This is a genomic window from Streptomyces sp. NPDC026672 (assembly GCF_040638185.1).
Classification (GTDB): Bacteria; Actinomycetota; Actinomycetes; order Streptomycetales; family Streptomycetaceae; genus Streptomyces.
In genome coordinates, this window is record NZ_JBEZXS010000044.1 from 1 (window position 1) to 15,825 (window position 15,825).

11 protein-coding genes and 1 pseudogene are annotated in these 15,825 nt (G+C 65.9%); 7 read left to right on the forward strand and 5 right to left on the reverse strand.

Going from position 1 to position 15,825, the window contains the following annotated elements:
* Positions 1 to 700: 700 nt before the first annotated feature.
* Entirely contained in the window at positions 701 to 988 is a 288-nt protein-coding gene (locus tag AB0F77_RS35035) for a winged helix DNA-binding protein (RefSeq protein ID WP_361956089.1), read from the reverse strand.
* Positions 989 to 1,330: 342 nt separating this feature from the next.
* Here AB0F77_RS35035 and AB0F77_RS35040 point away from each other — a divergent pair.
* The 4 genes and pseudogenes from AB0F77_RS35040 to AB0F77_RS35055 form a co-directional block, all read left to right on the forward strand.
* Positions 1,331 to 2,325, forward strand: a pseudogene (locus AB0F77_RS35040) (IS5 family transposase); the annotation flags it as partial.
* A gap of 200 nt (positions 2,326 to 2,525) precedes the next feature.
* Positions 2,526 to 2,846, forward strand: coding sequence for a hypothetical protein (locus tag AB0F77_RS35045; RefSeq protein ID WP_361956241.1), 321 nt, complete (start codon positions 2,526 to 2,528; stop codon positions 2,844 to 2,846).
* A gap of 265 nt (positions 2,847 to 3,111) precedes the next feature.
* Positions 3,112 to 3,822 carry a CGNR zinc finger domain-containing protein gene (locus AB0F77_RS35050; RefSeq protein WP_361956091.1) on the forward strand — a complete coding sequence of 237 codons (711 nt, stop codon included), beginning with the start codon at positions 3,112 to 3,114 and terminating at the stop codon, positions 3,820 to 3,822.
* An 803-nt stretch (positions 3,823 to 4,625) separates the two neighbouring features.
* On the forward strand, positions 4,626 to 4,910 hold the full coding sequence (locus AB0F77_RS35055; RefSeq protein WP_361956093.1) for a helix-turn-helix transcriptional regulator: 285 nt from the start codon (positions 4,626 to 4,628) through the stop codon (positions 4,908 to 4,910).
* Positions 4,911 to 5,012: 102 nt separating this feature from the next.
* On the opposite strand, the gene ispG is transcribed toward AB0F77_RS35055, so the two are convergent.
* The 3 genes from ispG to ispH all read right to left on the reverse strand — a co-directional run bounded on the left by ispG (position 5,013) and on the right by ispH (position 9,193).
* The gene (ispG, locus tag AB0F77_RS35060) at positions 5,013 to 6,155 is read right to left on the reverse strand and encodes a flavodoxin-dependent (E)-4-hydroxy-3-methylbut-2-enyl-diphosphate synthase (protein ID WP_361956095.1); all 1,143 of its coding nucleotides are present in this window, start codon (positions 6,153 to 6,155) and stop codon (positions 5,013 to 5,015) included.
* The gene (locus AB0F77_RS35065; protein WP_361956097.1) at positions 6,152 to 7,981 is read right to left on the reverse strand and encodes a 1-deoxy-D-xylulose-5-phosphate synthase; all 1,830 of its coding nucleotides are present in this window, start codon (positions 7,979 to 7,981) and stop codon (positions 6,152 to 6,154) included. The genes ispG and AB0F77_RS35065 overlap by 4 nt, the downstream gene beginning before the upstream one ends.
* Positions 7,982 to 8,242: 261 nt before the next feature.
* The gene (gene ispH, locus AB0F77_RS35070) at positions 8,243 to 9,193 is read right to left on the reverse strand and encodes a 4-hydroxy-3-methylbut-2-enyl diphosphate reductase (protein WP_361956098.1); all 951 of its coding nucleotides are present in this window, start codon (positions 9,191 to 9,193) and stop codon (positions 8,243 to 8,245) included.
* A 517-nt stretch (positions 9,194 to 9,710) separates the two neighbouring features.
* Here ispH and AB0F77_RS35075 point away from each other — a divergent pair.
* Together AB0F77_RS35075 and AB0F77_RS35080 are read left to right on the forward strand one after the other, a co-directional pair.
* Positions 9,711 to 10,625 carry a methyltransferase domain-containing protein gene (locus AB0F77_RS35075; protein ID WP_361956099.1) on the forward strand — a complete coding sequence of 305 codons (915 nt, stop codon included), beginning with the start codon at positions 9,711 to 9,713 and terminating at the stop codon, positions 10,623 to 10,625.
* 336 nt (positions 10,626 to 10,961) lie between these two features.
* A complete protein-coding gene (locus AB0F77_RS35080) occupies positions 10,962 to 11,795 on the forward strand; it encodes a methyltransferase domain-containing protein (RefSeq protein WP_361956101.1) in 834 nt (277 codons plus the stop codon).
* 845 nt (positions 11,796 to 12,640) lie between these two features.
* Here AB0F77_RS35080 and AB0F77_RS35085 read toward each other — a convergent pair.
* Entirely contained in the window at positions 12,641 to 13,888 is a 1,248-nt protein-coding gene (locus tag AB0F77_RS35085) for a cytochrome P450 (protein ID WP_361956103.1), read from the reverse strand.
* A 760-nt stretch (positions 13,889 to 14,648) separates the two neighbouring features.
* On the opposite strand from AB0F77_RS35085, the gene AB0F77_RS35090 reads away from it, so the two are divergent.
* A complete protein-coding gene (locus AB0F77_RS35090; RefSeq protein ID WP_361956105.1) occupies positions 14,649 to 15,686 on the forward strand; it encodes a polyprenyl synthetase family protein in 1,038 nt (345 codons plus the stop codon).
* The last annotated feature ends 139 nt before the right edge of the window (positions 15,687 to 15,825 follow it).

Below are 15,825 nucleotides of genomic sequence, written 5' to 3' on the forward strand. Positions count from 1 at the left end.
GCTCGGCGGCCCTCATCCGGATGCCTTCGCGGAACTGCCTGCGCTCATCGCTCAGGCCACCGCCCTGCGCGTACCTCATGAAGACGACGTACCGCAAAAATCAAGCTCTGTCAGCACCTACGACAACCCGAGTTCAAGCTCAGTAATCCCGTTCGTGAAGCATCCACGCACGGGCACACCGCTCCCTACACCGCCACCACGACCGGGAACTTGACTGAGGGAAACCACTACACGTTTTGGGGATGCGTGGGTGGATCTGGTGGTCTCGTGTGCTCCCCCACCTATGACGTGCATGCGTGAGTTTCGGAATACTGCAGATTCCTAAGGGCGCAGGCGTTTAGCTAAGCAGCAGAGTAGAAGCTGCATTACCCCGATCGGCTCGTATTGCAGTATGATGCCTCTGCAAGTATCTTTAGCGGGCCCTGGCGTTTGTCCGGGACCCGCTAAAGCTGTTCTATGAGAAAGTACTTGCCGATCTGGTGGCTAAGATCTTGCCGGAGAACAATTCGTGACTTTCAGCTGTTGGGCTCGTTGTTCTGGTATGGCGAGACCTGAGGGAATCAGTGCCGTCCTGGCGGCGAAGTTCGGCCTTCTCCGCGCCCTGCAGCCGCCAGGGGGCGCTTCCTCGGCCAGAACGACGCCGGTGCTCTGGCCGAGCGGTGTGGTGCGCACGGTCTTCTTGCCGATGCCGCCCCGCTGGTTACGCGTAACTCCATGCCGCCAGCGCGACCTTAGCCTCCCGGCGGCCCTGTTCGGTCAGTGTGTAGAAGACGCGCGCCGGACGGCTTGGGTGCGGGCCCTCCTCTTTATGGGGTATGACCCACTCCAGCGCGGTCAGCCTGGCCAGGATCTGGGAGACCGTGCTCTTGCCAAGGGCGGCCAGCTCACTGATCCTTGCACCCCACAGAGGGCCGTCCGCCCTTCCGTCCAGCAGAAGGCGTAGCACCTCAACTGTCGGACGCATCATGCGCATTGTGTCGGCCGTCATGTGTTCTATCGCATCACCAAGCCCACTACGGGTCAAGAATGAACTATGCCAGGCCGACGGGCGGCATTCCGGCTTCGGCCACGGCACCGGCCAGCATGTCCCGGTCGCCGTACGCGACTGACCGAAGCGGGGGCCACCGGCCGGTTCCGTCCGGGCGCCGACCGCACCGGGGCCGTTTCTCCTACGCCGGGTGAGATGCCGCGTACCTCAGTGACGGCTTCCCCGGGCCTCGCGCTCGCCCCTCGCCCGCTCTCCGCGGGCGTCGGGGTACTAGGGGCTGTTCGGGGTTCGGATCTTTGTGAGGCTCGTTGGTGTGCTGGAGTTGGCTGGTAGAACTCGGGTGTGGCGCGTTTCGATGTGACGGATGCCGAGTGGGAGTTGATCGAGGGGTTTCTGCCGGTGGCGGCGACGGGTCCGCTGCCCCGGCGGGTGCGTGACCAGTTCAACGGGGTGTTGTGGAGGTTTCGCACCGGCTGCGGCTGGCGTGACGTCCCGGAGCGCTACGGGTCCTGGTCGACGGTGTATTCGCGGTTCAGCGCCTGGTCGAAGGGCGGGGTGTTCCAGGTGCTGATGGACGGGCTGATCGCCGGGGCGGCGGTGCGTGGGCGGGTCGGGCTGGAACTGGTCAGTGTGGATTCCACGATCGTGCGGGCCCATCACGAATCGGCCGGGCTGGCGCTCGCCGGAGAAACCCTGGACGCCCTTGAACAGGCGCTGACCGAGGAAAAGGGGGTTCCGCTGCCGGAGCAGGGACCGGTTCTGCGGGTGATGCACCGCAGGCCGGACCCGGTACGGGCACCGCACAGGAGGCGGACCGGAAGCGTGCTGCGACGCGGCAGCGTCGGCGGGCACGGGCGAAGGCGGCCGGACTCGGCCGGTCCAGAGGCGGGCTGAGCAGCAAGGTCCACGCTGCGGTCGACGCGGCGGGACTGCCGCTGGTGTTCGTCCTGACGCCCGGCCAGGCCGCGGACTGTCCGCAGTTCCAGGCGGTCCTCGACCGGATCCGGGTCCCCGGCCGGCGCGGCCGTCCGCGCACCCGGCCCGACGCGGTGGCGGCCGACCGGGCCTACTCGTCCAAGGCCAACCGTGCCTACCTGCGCGGACGCGGGATCACCGCCGTCATCCCGGAGAAGACCGACCAGGCCGCGAACCGGCTGAGGAAGGGCTCGGCAGGCGGTCGCCCCGTCGTCTTCGACCCGCACCGGTACTGGCAGCGCAACACCGTCGAGCGCTGTTTCCAGAAGATCAAGACCTGGCGCGGACTCGCCACCCGCTACGACAAATCCCCCGAGAGCTACGAGGCAGGACTCCACCTCAGAGGATCGATCATGTGGCTGAAGCAATCACCTCAACCACATGATCCGAACTTCCAACAGGCCCTAGGGTCCGTGCCGCTGCACAGCACACGGGCACGGGGGGGGTCGACTGTCTGCTTCCGCGTTTCGCCCGCGACGTGGCAGGAGCGTCACTGCGGTGAAGCGCGGAAGCAGAGCGGGCGCAACCGATCCCGGCATCGGATCAGATTGACCACAGGTACATGGCGGCGTTGCCGGCCCGGGTGCAGGACGACGCCCGCCGGATCGACTCCAGGTCCCGGACCATCGGCGAGGACTTCGCGCTCGAACGGCCGCTTCTGATGCCGTTGCCGGAGGAGCCGTTCGAGACCGGCCGGCTGTTCACCCCGCGGGTCGACCGCTACGGCCAGATCCCGGTCCGCACGAACCGATACTCGGTCCCCATCCGGCTGATCGGCAAACGGGCGAGGGTCATCCTTCACACCTCTCACCTGGTTTTTTACGACCAGAACGTGGAGGTGGCCCGGCACGACTCCTGGACGAGTCGGAAAAACAAGCTCTGATCGAAAAAGTCGCAGCCGGAACCTCACTCCGACAAGCCGTCGCAACCCTTGATCTTCGTCATTCCGCCGTAGACACCGCACGGCGCACCGCCGCCGACTTCGGCAAGAAGCTGGTCGAGGCGATGGGTAGCCGTGCACGGCCCATCAAGAGACCGGATGACGACGGCCGCCTGACCCGCGCCCAGTTGTCCGGATACCGGCGGGGCGGGCACTTCGGCCGGACAGCAAGGTACGGGTGGGCGGGGTGGGCTCGGCGGGCGGGACGGTGGGCATCCAGGAACATCTGGGTGCCGCACCCGCGCCGGGCGGTCTCAACGCCGTGCAGGACTTCCTCACACCGGTGCCGCCGACCTACCTGACCTGCTCGCCGACACCACGACCGACACAGCAACAATTCAGCTCGATCCTGGCCGAACATGCCGAAGCCGACAGGCAACCACCGCTCGTCTTCACCGAACGCGACCTGCAAAAGCTCGTCGACCTAAGATCCCGGCTGCGACAGGCCCTGCGCGACCGCGACCAGGGCACGACGGACTGGATCGTCCCGACCGGCGTCGCGGTCGGTCTGCGGCAATCGGCCGACGGCACGGTGGTCGCCAGCCCACGAGGAGCCGGTTGGCGGCTCGTCGCCTCGTTGCTGCTGACAGAACCGCTGCCGGCTCAGCAGCAGAACCTCTGGCCAGGGCTGAAGATCTGCCGCAACCCCGTCCGCAAGACGGCTTTCCATGACCGTTCCCGCAACAACATCGGCGTCTGGTACGACGTCCTGGTCTGCGGCAAACGCCATCGCCTCCGCACGTCCCGAGCCCGCCGCCGCGCAGCCAGGGCGAGACCTACCGTCGCTGACGTTGAGAATCCTCAGGAAACCGCGGGCAGGAACCGGACACCTGGTCGGAAGACGAAGCCGGGAGTCCCGTCGGGACGCGACGCATCCCATCAGGAAGGGCATTTGAGAAATTGCCGCACCAATGGCTGATTCGTCTTGATGCCGACAACGCGGTGGGCTTCCCTGGTCCTCGAAAAGGAAGCGGGCATGGATGGCTCGCGAAGCGCTGGGGCGGGCACTGATTCAAGCCAGACGCACACCGGGTGCAGCAGCCTGGCCTGCTCGCACCCTGCCGGATAAGGGAGCCCTTACATTTTTTTTCAGCCAAGCCTTGAACGCCCTTTCGGGTTCCCGCCTTCCCGTGTGGAATTGCCTGGCGTGGAGAGCGCCGCAGGTAGGGCCGCGCTGTCCGGATGAGAACATTGACGCTGATCAAATCGGCATGTTATAGATCATTTACAGGACAACACCCACTCATGATCAACCAGGAGAATCCAGGATGAGGAGTTAAATGATTCCCAAATCGCCCAAGCGGGAATCGAGATGTTGCGAGATCAAGTACTTTTGTGCAAGCCTTTGCGTGTCGAGATTTCAATGCATGGCGAAGTGAGGCAGGAGGTGAAAACTCGTGATGACGTGTACGCACAATATTCACCACGTTGACGAGCGCCCGGTTGCTCCGTCGGGAAAATTTCCGCTGGATGCAACGCGAATGGCGTCGGCCGGTCCTCGCGATGTCGGATCGAATTGCCTTTCCCGGCTGGAAGCCTGGCTGATTCGCATACCCCACGAGGTCCGTTCGAGCGATGACATCTTCTTGTTTTACAGACCTGGCACGCCTCAGAAAGTAAGGCGGTTATCGGTCGAATCGGGCGTCAAGCTGCCGCCTGTCGCGGTTGCGGCCTCCGTTTACGGTCCTGGCCTGGCTGGGTCATACGGAATGGAAGGGTGTCATGAATAATAATCAGAACGGCTGCGAAGTGCCCCAGCCGACCGGCGACTGGGGTCTCAGCTCGGTCCAGGCCAGGATCCTGGAGGGTGTTGCGGCCGGCTACTCCAGCGGACAACTCTCGAAAGAGTTATACCTCAGCTCGAAGACCATTGACTATCACGTCCGCGTCATGTCCGAAAAGCTGCAGGCGCCGAATCGTGTCGCGTTGATTTCGAGGGCGTACGTCCTCCAGATTCTGCGGACGGATTCGTGGCCCCCGCGCATTGCGTGTGAAACTGTGGATTAATTCTTGGCGTTCGCGAGATCGCAACCCGAGAATTCGTGCATGAACTGCATTTCGTGTCATGTTTCCTGCGCGCCCTCTCGTCGTCGGACCGAGTGCGACCCCTCACACCTCGATGTCCACGCCCATTTCCTCGGCGATGCGTGCGGCCTCTGCCACGAGGGTGTCCACGATCTGTGACTCGGGGACCGTGCGGATCACCTTGCCCTTGACGAAGATCTGGCCCTTGCCGTTGCCGGCGGCGACACCGAGGTCGGCCTCGCGCGCCTCGCCGGGCCCGTTGACGACACAGCCCATCACCGCCACCCGCAACGGCACTGGGAACCCCTCAAGTGCAGCGGTGACCCGCTCGGCCAGGGTGTGCACATCGACCTGGGCCCGGCCGCAGGACGGGCACGACACGATGTCCAGTCCCCGCGGCCGCAGCCCGAGCGACTCCAGGATCTGCGCGCCGACCTTGACCTCCTCGACCGGTGGCGCGGAGAGCGAGACACGGATGGTGTCGCCGATGCCTTCCGCGAGTAGCGCGCCGAACGCGACCGCGGACTTGATGGTGCCCTGGAACCGTGGGCCTGCCTCAGTCACGCCGAGGTGCAGCGGGTAGTCGCACCGGCCGGCGAGCTTGCGATACGCCTCGATCATCACCACCGGGTCGTTGTGCTTCACCGAGATCTTCAGGTCGGTGTAGCCGTGCTCCTCGAACAACGAGCACTCCCACAACGCCGACTCCACCAGCGCCTCCGGAGTGACGCCACCGTGCTTGTGCAGCAACCGCTTGTCAAGCGACCCGGCGTTCACGCCGATTCGGATCGGGATGCCCGCGTCCTTGGCCGCACGGGCGATCGCGCCGACCTGGTCGTCGAACTGGCGGATGTTGCCGGGGTTGACGCGTACTGCGGCGCAGCCGGCGTCGATCGCGGCGAACACATACTTCGGCTGGAAGTGGATGTCAGCGATTACCGGGATACTCGACCTGCGGGCGATCGCCGGCAACGCGGCCGCGTCGTCCGCCGAGGGCACGGCGACCCGCACGATCTCGCAGCCCGCCGCGGTGAGCTCGGCGATCTGCTGCAGCGTGGCGTTGATGTCAGCGGTGGACGTGGTGGTCATCGACTGCACCGACACCCGCGCGGCGCCGCCGACCGGGACCGTACCCACCATGATCCGGCGGGAGGTTCGTCGCGTGGCCACCGAGAGCGGGACCTCGTCCTTACGCGGCGAGGGCATTCCCAGATCGACGGTCGTCAATGTTCCTCCCCTGAATGAACCGGCCAGGTGCCGGGATTGTCGATGCCTGCCGATGTCGGTGCCGACGCGGTGTCGAGGCCGGTCAGCAGTTCCACCATGGCCCTGGTGATGTTCTGCGCGGTCAGCCCGCAGGCGGCGAGCACCTCGGCCCTGGAGCCGTGGCTGAGGAATCGCCTCGGGATGCCGAAGTTGCGCAGCGGGGTGTGCACGTCGGCGTCCCGCAGCGCCTGTGCGATCGCGGAACCGACACCACCCGTGCGGCTGTTGTCCTCGACCGTGATCGTGAGTCGGTGACGGCGAGCCAGGTCAGCCAGCGTGGGGTTGACCGGGATGACCCACTTCGGGTCCACCACCGTCACCCCGATGCCCTGTGCCCGCACACCGTCGGCGGCGGTGAGCGCGAGCTCGGCCAGCGCACCTACCGCGATGACCAGCACGTCCAGCCGGCCGGAACGGCGCAGCACGTCAATCCCGTTGAACGTGGCGGTGGCGGGTAGGTCTTCACCGGCGGGGCCTTTGGGGAACCGCAGCAGTGTCGGTCCTTCCTGCCACGTCACCGCCTCAGCCAGCAGTTCGGCCAGCCGGGTGCCGTCCCGCGGCGCCGCGATCCGCAGCCCCGGCACCACCTGCAGCACCGACAGGTCCCACATGCCGTTGTGGCTCGGCCCGTCGTCGCCGGTCACCCCGGACCGGTCGAGGACGAACGTCACCGGGCGGCGGTGCAGCGCGACGTCCATGAGCAGTTGGTCGAGCGCGCGGTTGACGAACGTGGAGTAGATGGCCACCACCGGGCGCACGCCGCCCATGGACAACCCGGCGGCCATCGTGACCGCATGTTGCTCGGCGATGCCGACGTCGATCACCCGGTGCGGAAACCTGCGCTGCAGCGGCAGGAGCCCGGTCGGCTCGGTCATCGCAGCCGTGATCGCCACGAGGTCGTCGCGCTGCTCGGCCAGTTCGACCAGTTTCTCGCCGAACACCGACGTGAACGACGGGGGCGACGCCTTCAGCACCTGCCCGGTGTGCGGGTCCATAGGTTTGACGGCATGGCCGAGGTCGAGGTCATTGGTTTCGGTGTGCCGGTAGCCTTTGCCCTTGGCGGTGATCACATGCACCACCACCGGCCCGCCCCGTGCGACCGCGTGGCGCAGGGAGTCCTGGACGGCGGAGAGGTCGTGGCCGTCGACGGGGCCGAGGTAACCGAGCCCGAGTTGTTCGAACACGCCTGGCCCGCGCCCGGCGCGCAGGTCGGCCAGGTGCTCGGCCAGCCCGCCGACGGTCGGCGCGTAGGAGCGTTGGTTGTCGTTGAGCACGATGACGAGCGGTCGCTTCGGCCCGCCCGCGATGTTGTTGAGGGCTTCCCAGGCCATGCCGCCGGTCATCGCGCCGTCGCCGATGATCGCGACGGTCGCCCGGTCGCGTCGGCCGAGGTGGGCGTCCGCCCTGGCCAGCCCGTCCGCATAGGACAGCGCGGTGGACGCGTGCGAGTTCTCCACCAGGTCGTGCTCGGACTCCTCCCGGCTCGGGTAGCCGGAAATTCCGCCCGACTTGCGCAGACGGTCGAACCCAGCCTGGCGGCCCGTGAGGATTTTGTGCACGTAGGACTGGTGCCCGGTGTCCCACAGCAACCGGTCCCGCGGGGACTCGAACACCGTGTGCAACGCGATGGTCAGCTCGACCACACCCAGGTTGGGCCCGAGGTGTCCCCCGGTCGCGGAGACCCGCTCGATCAGGAACGCGCGGATCTCTCCGGCGAGGTCGCGGAGTTCCCCGGCGGTCAATTCACGCAACCGCGCCGGGTCGCGCACGGTTTCCAGTAGCGCCATGTCGAACAGTGCTCCTCACCGGGTGTGGTGTGCGGCCGCGGCCGCCCTCTCGGTCAGTTCGGCCGACTACCCGGCGCGATGCCGGTTCGGCCGCCGGCCTCGTGAGTCGGCCGACGCCTGGAAGGATCCTCATGGCATAAGGCGGCCAGGGCTGTCGGACAGGTCGGAACGACGGCCGACGCGGCTCACCGGCTACGCGCTTTTGCCGACAGAGCCCTCGCCGGCGCCATCAGCGACAGAGGTTCGTCCGGTCTGGATCGGTCATGGCACTTCCGTCACTCCGGTCAGCCGCGTGGGCGGCGAGAACACGATGTCCTCCGTTGCCACCCGTTCTATGGACGTGTCCGCGTAACCCAGTTCGGCGAGCCGGTCGAGCAGTTGGTCGACGAGGATCTCCGGCGCGCTCGCCCCGGCGCTCACGCCGACCGTGCTCACACCGGCCAGCCACGTGGGGTCGAAGTGGGTCACGTCCGGCACCAGTTCGGCCCTGCCGCCGAGCCTGCGCGCCACCTCGACCATCCGGATCGAGTTGCTGGAGTTGGTTGAACCGACCACCAGCACCAGGTCGCACCGGTCCACAATGGCCCTGATGCCGTCCTGGCGGTTCTGGCTGGCGTAACAGATGTCGTCGGTGGCGGGTCCGCGCAGGTCGGTGAACCTGCGCTGGAGCACGGCGATGATGTCCCTGGTCTCGTCCACCGAGAGTGTGGTCTGGGTGAGGTAGGCGACGGGTGCGTCGGGGGGAAGGTCCAGCGCCTCCGCGTCGGCAACCGTTTCGACGATGATCGTCTGGTCGGGAGCATGCCCGTAGGTGCCCTCGACCTCCTCGTGATCCGCGTGCCCGACCAGCAGCAACGTCCGCCTGTCGCGGGCGAACCGGAGCGCCTCCTGGTGCACCTTGGCCACCAGGGGGCAGGTCGCGTCGAGCACGTCCAGGCCGCGTGCGTCCGCGTTCTGCCGCACCTGAGGGGAGACGCCGTGCGCGGAGAAAACACACACCGCGCCCTCCGGCACCTCCTGCTCGGAGTCGACGAACCGGACACCCCGGCGCTGGAACTCGCGCACCACGTAGTGGTTGTGCACGATCTCCTTGCGGACGTAGATCGGCGCGCCGTGCTGTTCCAGCGCGAGGTCGATGATGGCTATCGCCCGGCGTACACCGGCACACAGACTCCGTGGCTCGGCCAGCAGGACCTGCTTACCGTCACTCATCCCACTCCGTTCCGTGCCATGACGTTTGTGTCAGAACGCCTGGCTATGGTTGCAGAACAGGGCATCCAGGCCGGTCGGCAGAAACCGAGTCCTTCTACAGGAAGTCTTGCCTGCCGTTGGGTGCCGGCTTAATAGCTGGACTCGAAGTGCGGCCTTGATGCCGCCCAGCAGCTACCGTTCCGCAGGATAGTCCAATCCAGTCCATACACCGTCTTCTTTGGGGTTTTTCCTAAAGTCGAAGATGCTCACGCCTCGTCGTTGACACGACGGGGGAGGTCGTTCAGGATGGAATCCAATAGCTGACACTCAATTTTGGGACGGCTTAAGATTCCGGATCGCGAGGGCGGCTCTGCATCTCGAACGAGGTGCTGCTCGTGCCGCAAGTCATTTCATGGAATCCGGTCCGGCGATCCTTGTTGAACCACGTATCCTCGCCAAAATCATGACGAGCGCAGCGTAACGACCGCAGCAGGTCATTCGCCAACGTCGTCGGCATCCGAGCTCTGGAGGAGTGACCGTGTCAAATCTGGATGAGCTTTCAAGTTCACCTCAAACGACGCTGGATCCTCAGGATGAGGTAAGAGTAGTCGGCCAGTACTACGACGGCAAAACAGCTAGGCTTGTTCGTAAATACGGGCCTGGGCCCAGGATTCACTACCATGTAGGTCACTACCCTTCCTCCGAGACGCCACCGCATCCTCATGACGTGACGCCGGATGCTATTCGCCACAGCATACGGAGCCACCAAGAGGGTTTGCTGCGGTACGCGGCCAAGATCTGGGGCGCTGAGCACCGACTGTCAGGGCGAATCCTGGATGTCGGCTGCGGTCTTGGCGGGGGCTCGCTCTTCTGGGCACAGGAATACGGCGCCGACGTCACGGCGGTCACCAACGCGCAAGAACACGCGCCGATAATTGACGGGTTCGCGCGGGAATGCGGTGTTGACGGGAAGGTCCGCACACTGGTCTGTGATGCAATGCATCTCCCCCTGGACGACGGCCCCTATGACGCGGCAGTAGCGATCGAGAGCAGCGGATACTTCAACCGTCCGCAGTGGTTCGAGCGTCTGTCGCATGTGCTTCGTCCAGGCGCGAGCGTATGCATCGAGGAAGTATTCATTACACGCCCTCACGGAGCTGATGTGTGGGCCGAATACTTCTACACAAAACCGGCTACGGTGCTCGACTACGTAGAAGCCGCGCAGGCTGCGGGCTTTGAATTGGTCGATGATGTCGACGCTACGTCGGAAACCGCGCCGTTCTGGGACGAGAGTACCGCCTGGACGAAGGCGGTACTGGACAGTGACAGCAGCCTTTCAGCAGTTGACCGCCGAAATCTGAGGATATCCCTGATGGCGAACCAGGCGCTTGGTGCCGAATGGCGAGCAGGGGGCTTGCGGCTGGGTTTCTTGCGCTTCGAGCTGAAGAAGTGAGAACGGAACTCACGAAGATCGGGGAATAGCAGGCGGCCAGTATGTTGATCTGGCAGCACTGGCATATCCACACGCAGGCGCTGGGTCGGGGCTTCCCGGCCCAGCGCAGCGGGTTTGCCGCCCCAACGCCACATCTTCGATGGCCAAGGTCTCAAAGACTACGTCAGCCGTATTCACGTCGCCAACCATCTCCTCAACGTGTGCCCCGGCATGTGGTTCGCGGTTGACCCGCAGGACCTGTGGTGGCGTACCAGCACGATCATTCGCGGGCTCACCACCGGTAGGGCTGAACCGCCGCCGGCTTCCCGCCACTTTCACAATGACACGGAGTTCTTCATGACGATCGAGCAGTCTCCCACCCACGGCGACGACGTCCGTAACGTGTACGACGGGTTCGGACGGGTCTACGGTTCTGTGTGGGGCCCCAATATCCACTACGGCTACTGGGAGAACGACGCCGACGACAGCTCCGTCGAGGTAGCCACCGACCGCCTGACCGACCTGATGATCTCAGGTCTCGCCGCGCAGGCCGGTCAGCGGGTCCTGGACATCGGCTGCGGCATCGGCCATCCAGCGCGGCGCCTCGTCCGCCTTTCCGACGTGGACGTGGTGGGCATCACCATCAGCCACATCCAGGTGGCGGAGGCCACGGAACTCACGGCCGAGGCTGGGCTCGCCGACCGGGCCACGTTCCAGTTCGCGGACGCGATGGACATGCCCTTTCCCGACGGCTCGTTCGACGCGGCCTGGGCGTTCGAGTCGATGTGGCACATGCCCGACCGCGGTCGGGTGCTCTCCGAAGCCGCCCGCGTCCTGCGCCCGGGTGGCCGCCTCGCCATCGCCGACGTCATCCAGCGCGACCCGATCAGCCCTGAGGGGCGCGTGGTCCTGGACCACATCTGCGCGAACTACGGGGTGCGCTCCCTGGGCACGGTGGACGAATACCGGACGGCGTTGGCCGCCAACGGTTTCGTCGACATGGAGATCCGTGACATCACCGACAACGTCATCCGCACCCTCGGGCTCATGGCCGACGCCTTCGAGACGGTCAGCGACAAGCTGGCCGATCTGGTCGGCAAGGAACAGGCCGACTCGCTCATCGACTTCGTGCGCAGGTTCGGGTCCATCCCGGAGAGCGGCTACCTCTACCTGACCGCGGTCCGCGCATGACCACGGGCGCCGTCCCCCGGGTTTCGGCTCGGCGCCTCACGGCGTGAGGCTGAGGTCGAGGTACTCCCTGACGCCCCCCGAATAGTCAGCCGTTAAAGGGCACCGTCGAGTCCCTGTCCCCGCTGCCGGCCGCCATCTGCGGCCGGCAGCGTACTCGGCGTTGACGACGCGCGCCGGGCTGCTTCAAAGGGCTGGGCTACGAAGGGCGCCGGGGACACCGTTCGCATCCCGGTCAAGAAGCCGGTCCCCGGCACGCTGACCGACGACCGGAAGACCTCCGACAAGCTGCAAACACCGCCGCCGACATCAACGCCGCCCCGCTCACCTGGCCCGGCCGCCCACGCCGTGATGCTGCGCCTCCCCGCCTGGACGGGCCGCCGTCGAGCGGGCGACGAGATCGCGGCGGAGCCCGGGGAGCCGGACTCGACGGCGGCTCTCTCAAGGGCCGGCCGACGGGGATACGGCTGATCGTACGCAAGGAAGGCCCGCGCCCGGCTGCCCAATTGGCGATGCGTCCACGCCGACGGCATGCGTCCGACCTGTCTCGCCCACCGACACCAAGGACATGCCGGTCGTCGCGCTCGACCTGCCGGCCTGGATGACGATGCCCACCCCGACCGACAAGGCCCGCCCGCGGAAACGCAGCCGCCTGAGACTGCTGACCAGTCTCCCCTCAAGCCGGAACGGCCCGCCAGTTGAACTGACGGGCCGTCACGACATGCCGAGGCCGGCCGGCATTCTGATGTGTGGAACCCGGGGTCCTCACCTTGAATGTCGTCGGGCGAGTGAGTTCTGCGGGGTCGACGTGTGGTCCGGATCCCCGGCGACCGCCCGGATGCCCGCCCTCACTGCTGTACTTGCAACTCGGTCAACGCCCGAAGCGGAAACACCGGCCGGTGATGTGGCGGCAGCCCTGGCGCCAGAGTCAGACCCGGCATCCTGCTGGCGATGGCCTGCACCGCGATCTCCAGTTCCGCGCGGGCGAATCCGGCTCCGAGGCAGAAATGGATGCCGTGCCCGAACGCGAGATGCGTGGCGGACTCACCGCCTGGGCTGAACCCGGCCGGGCATGCGTGAGAACGACTGTCCCGGCCGGCGGCTCCGTACAGCAGAAGGAGCCGGCTCCCTGCGGCCAGGTCGACGTCACCGACCACTACGTCACGGACCGCGGTCCGGTACATGCCCGCCAGCGGGCTGTCGAACCGCAACCCCTCCTCGACAAGGTCCCGTGTGAGGATCTTCCCGTCGACGACCTCGGTCCAGCCGCCGGGTGACTGAAGCTGCTGGTAGAAGATCGTGCCAAGCGCCTCGGCACAAGTCATGTGTCCCGCGAAGATCAGTGTGGGGACCTGGACGGAAACCTCGTCGGCGGTGAGAGTACGGCCCGCCTTGCCGTCGTGGAGCAGCTCACTGATCAGGTCGTCCTGCGGTGCGGCCAGCCGCTCCTGTACGAGTGAACGGGCGAACGCTCCGAAGTCCATCAGCCCGCGGGCGTATTCCCGTAGCCGGTCAGGATCGGCGTTGCGCCGCGACATCATCAGTTCGATGCGTTGCTCGGACCATGTGCGGCAGCGATCGAAGTACTCCTCCGGGACCCCAAGGCGCCGGCAGATCACCTCCAGGGCGTACGGAACGGCGAACGCCGAGATGAAGTCGAACTCTGCCAAGACCGCAACGCGCTCGACGTGCTCGGTGGCGATCGCACGGATCGTGGGTTCGAACGCTCTGACCCTGGCAGGCGTGAACCCGGCGTTGAGCACTTCCCTGATCCTGGTGTGCTCGGGAGGGTCGAGCGAGCCGACGGCCACCGCATCCGCGCCGCGCCAGGTGCGGAACATCCGACTCACGTCCTCGGGCAGCTCGACCGCAGGACGAGGGTTGTGGTCACGCGCCGAGAAGCTTTGGTCGTCCCGCAGCACGGCAAGCATGTCCTCGCGCCGGGTGACGCACCACGCGCCGAGCAAAGGGGCGTAGAACACCGGCTCCGCGTCGCCGATGTCGGCCAGGAATGAATACGGGTCGTCGCGATGCGCGCCATACGGGTCGAACGGCCTGCCTTCATGCAATTGCCCAGAATCAACTGATGTAGCCATTCCGCCTCTCAAGCTTTCAGTGAACCATTCCTGGTAATGATCAGTGACGTTGTGTGACGCTGTTCGGCCTGCCAGGCCGGGACGGGCATGCTCGGTCCAGGAGCCTTTCGGCGATCTCGGTACGGCCGAACCGGTCGACGCGCAGCGGTTCTTCGCCGGTCTACCTCCGCGGCGCGTCGGGGAGGAGGTCCAGCACCTCCGCCTCGGCGGGCGACCATAGGGCCTCCTGTGCACCTGGGCCACCAGGTAGCGGCCCGGCCAACAGGGCCAGCTCACCGTCGCTCATCCCGCTCCGTTCCGTGCCATGCGCTTGCATGGGAACGCCTGGCTTGCGTTGCCGACAGGCATCCACGCCGGTCGGTGGAAACCAGGTCCTTCTGCAGGAAGTCTTGTCTGCTGTTGGGTGTCGGCTTAATAGCCGGACTCGAAGTACGGCGTTGGAGCCGCCCGGCAGCTACCGTTCCTCAGGATAGTCCAATCCGGCCCATACACCGTCTTCTTTGGGGTTTTTCCTAAAGTCGAAGATGCTCACGCCTCGTCGTTGACACGACGGGGGAGGTCGTTCAGGATGGCAGTCAGAATGATCACGCAAATTCCAGTGCACCACTCCGGGCTTCAGATTGCGCGTAGACGCAGGAGCTGGCTGGATATCTACGCAACATATCCGGCGCGGTAATTGTTCAGTAGTGCAGTTTGCGAACCCCATGCGCGCAGGTTCTGACCAGGAATTGGGAAGGCGCGCGACCAGAGGAGAATCCCGATGAGCGCACTCGACACCTCGTCGACCGGGCTCCAATCCTTCCTGTCGCCGAAGGTGGTGCAATCCACGGTATTGCCCGTCATACGGCAGCAGGTTTCCGCGCTGGAGCCGACTCTGGCCCGGATCTGCGCTTACCACTTCGGCTTCATCGACGAACACGGTGACGCCAGCGGTACAGAGGGCGGCAAGCTGACCCGCGCTGCCCTCATGATGGTGGCGGCTGATGGAGTCGGCCTGCGGCCGAAGGACGTGCGGTGCCAGGCGGCAGCACTGGAGTTGTTGCACAACTCGACCCTGATCCACGACGACATCATCGACGCGGACGAGCTGCGTCGCGGCCGTCCAGCCACGTGGAAGGTGTTCGGGACCAGTCTGGCCATCCTGGCCGGGGACGCGTTGCAGGCTCTTGGGCTGCAGATGGTCGTCGACGATCCCGGCCCCGGCCGTGCGGAAATCTCCAGCGTGTTCGCCGAAGCCCTCGGTCTGGTTCTCGCGGGCCAGGCTCGCGAGCTCACCGTCCGGCTGGGTTCGGGCACCGGCATCGCGGAGTACGACCGAATCGTGGAGGAGAAGACGTCCGCACTGCTGGAGTGCGCACTGGTGACGCCCGCACTGCGGGCGGGTAAACCCGAGCACGTCCTGGCTAGCCTGCGCAGCGCAGGCAGGCATCTGGGTCTCGCTTTTCAGATCTTCAACGATGTCGAGGACATCTGGGGTGACCCCACGGTGACCGGCAAGCCCGTTCGGAGCGACATCCTGCGGCGCAACCCGACCTTTCCGGTGTTGGCGGCCCTGTCCGCCGACAGCCCGGCCGCCGAACGACTGCGCCGGCTGTGGCACGCCGACGACACCACGGCAGCGCACCTGCAGGAGATGGCCGACCTCGTCGAGGAATCCGGCAGCCGGCGCACGGCCGAGCAGCGGTCCCGCAGCCATCTGGACTCGGCTCTGGAGTACCTCGGACTGGCCGAGCTGTCCCCGGCCGCGTCCGCCGAATTGACCGCGTTGTTCGACCGCATCGTCAATCGCACGCCATGACCCGTGACTCCCGACAGGGACGGCATCCAGATCGGAGTACATGATCATGGCTAGCACCCACGACAGCCCGGCCCCGCCCGTCATACGCGGCGAGTTCGAGCGCCGGGAGCAGGCCGGCCACGTGACCGGGACCCAGGGC

Coding starts and splice junctions, on each gene's coding strand:
- AB0F77_RS35035 (WP_361956089.1), bottom strand. CDS start 988: ATGACGGCCGACACAATGCGCATGATGCGTCCGACAGTTGAGGTGCTA.
- AB0F77_RS35045 (WP_361956241.1), top strand. CDS start 2,526: ATGGCGGCGTTGCCGGCCCGGGTGCAGGACGACGCCCGCCGGATCGAC.
- AB0F77_RS35055 (WP_361956093.1), top strand. CDS start 4,626: ATGAATAATAATCAGAACGGCTGCGAAGTGCCCCAGCCGACCGGCGAC.
- AB0F77_RS35065 (WP_361956097.1), bottom strand. CDS start 7,981: ATGGCGCTACTGGAAACCGTGCGCGACCCGGCGCGGTTGCGTGAATTG.
- ispH (WP_361956098.1), bottom strand. CDS start 9,193: ATGAGTGACGGTAAGCAGGTCCTGCTGGCCGAGCCACGGAGTCTGTGT.
- AB0F77_RS35080 (WP_361956101.1), top strand. CDS start 10,962: ATGACGATCGAGCAGTCTCCCACCCACGGCGACGACGTCCGTAACGTG.
- AB0F77_RS35085 (WP_361956103.1), bottom strand. CDS start 13,888: ATGGCTACATCAGTTGATTCTGGGCAATTGCATGAAGGCAGGCCGTTC.
- AB0F77_RS35090 (WP_361956105.1), top strand. CDS start 14,649: ATGAGCGCACTCGACACCTCGTCGACCGGGCTCCAATCCTTCCTGTCG.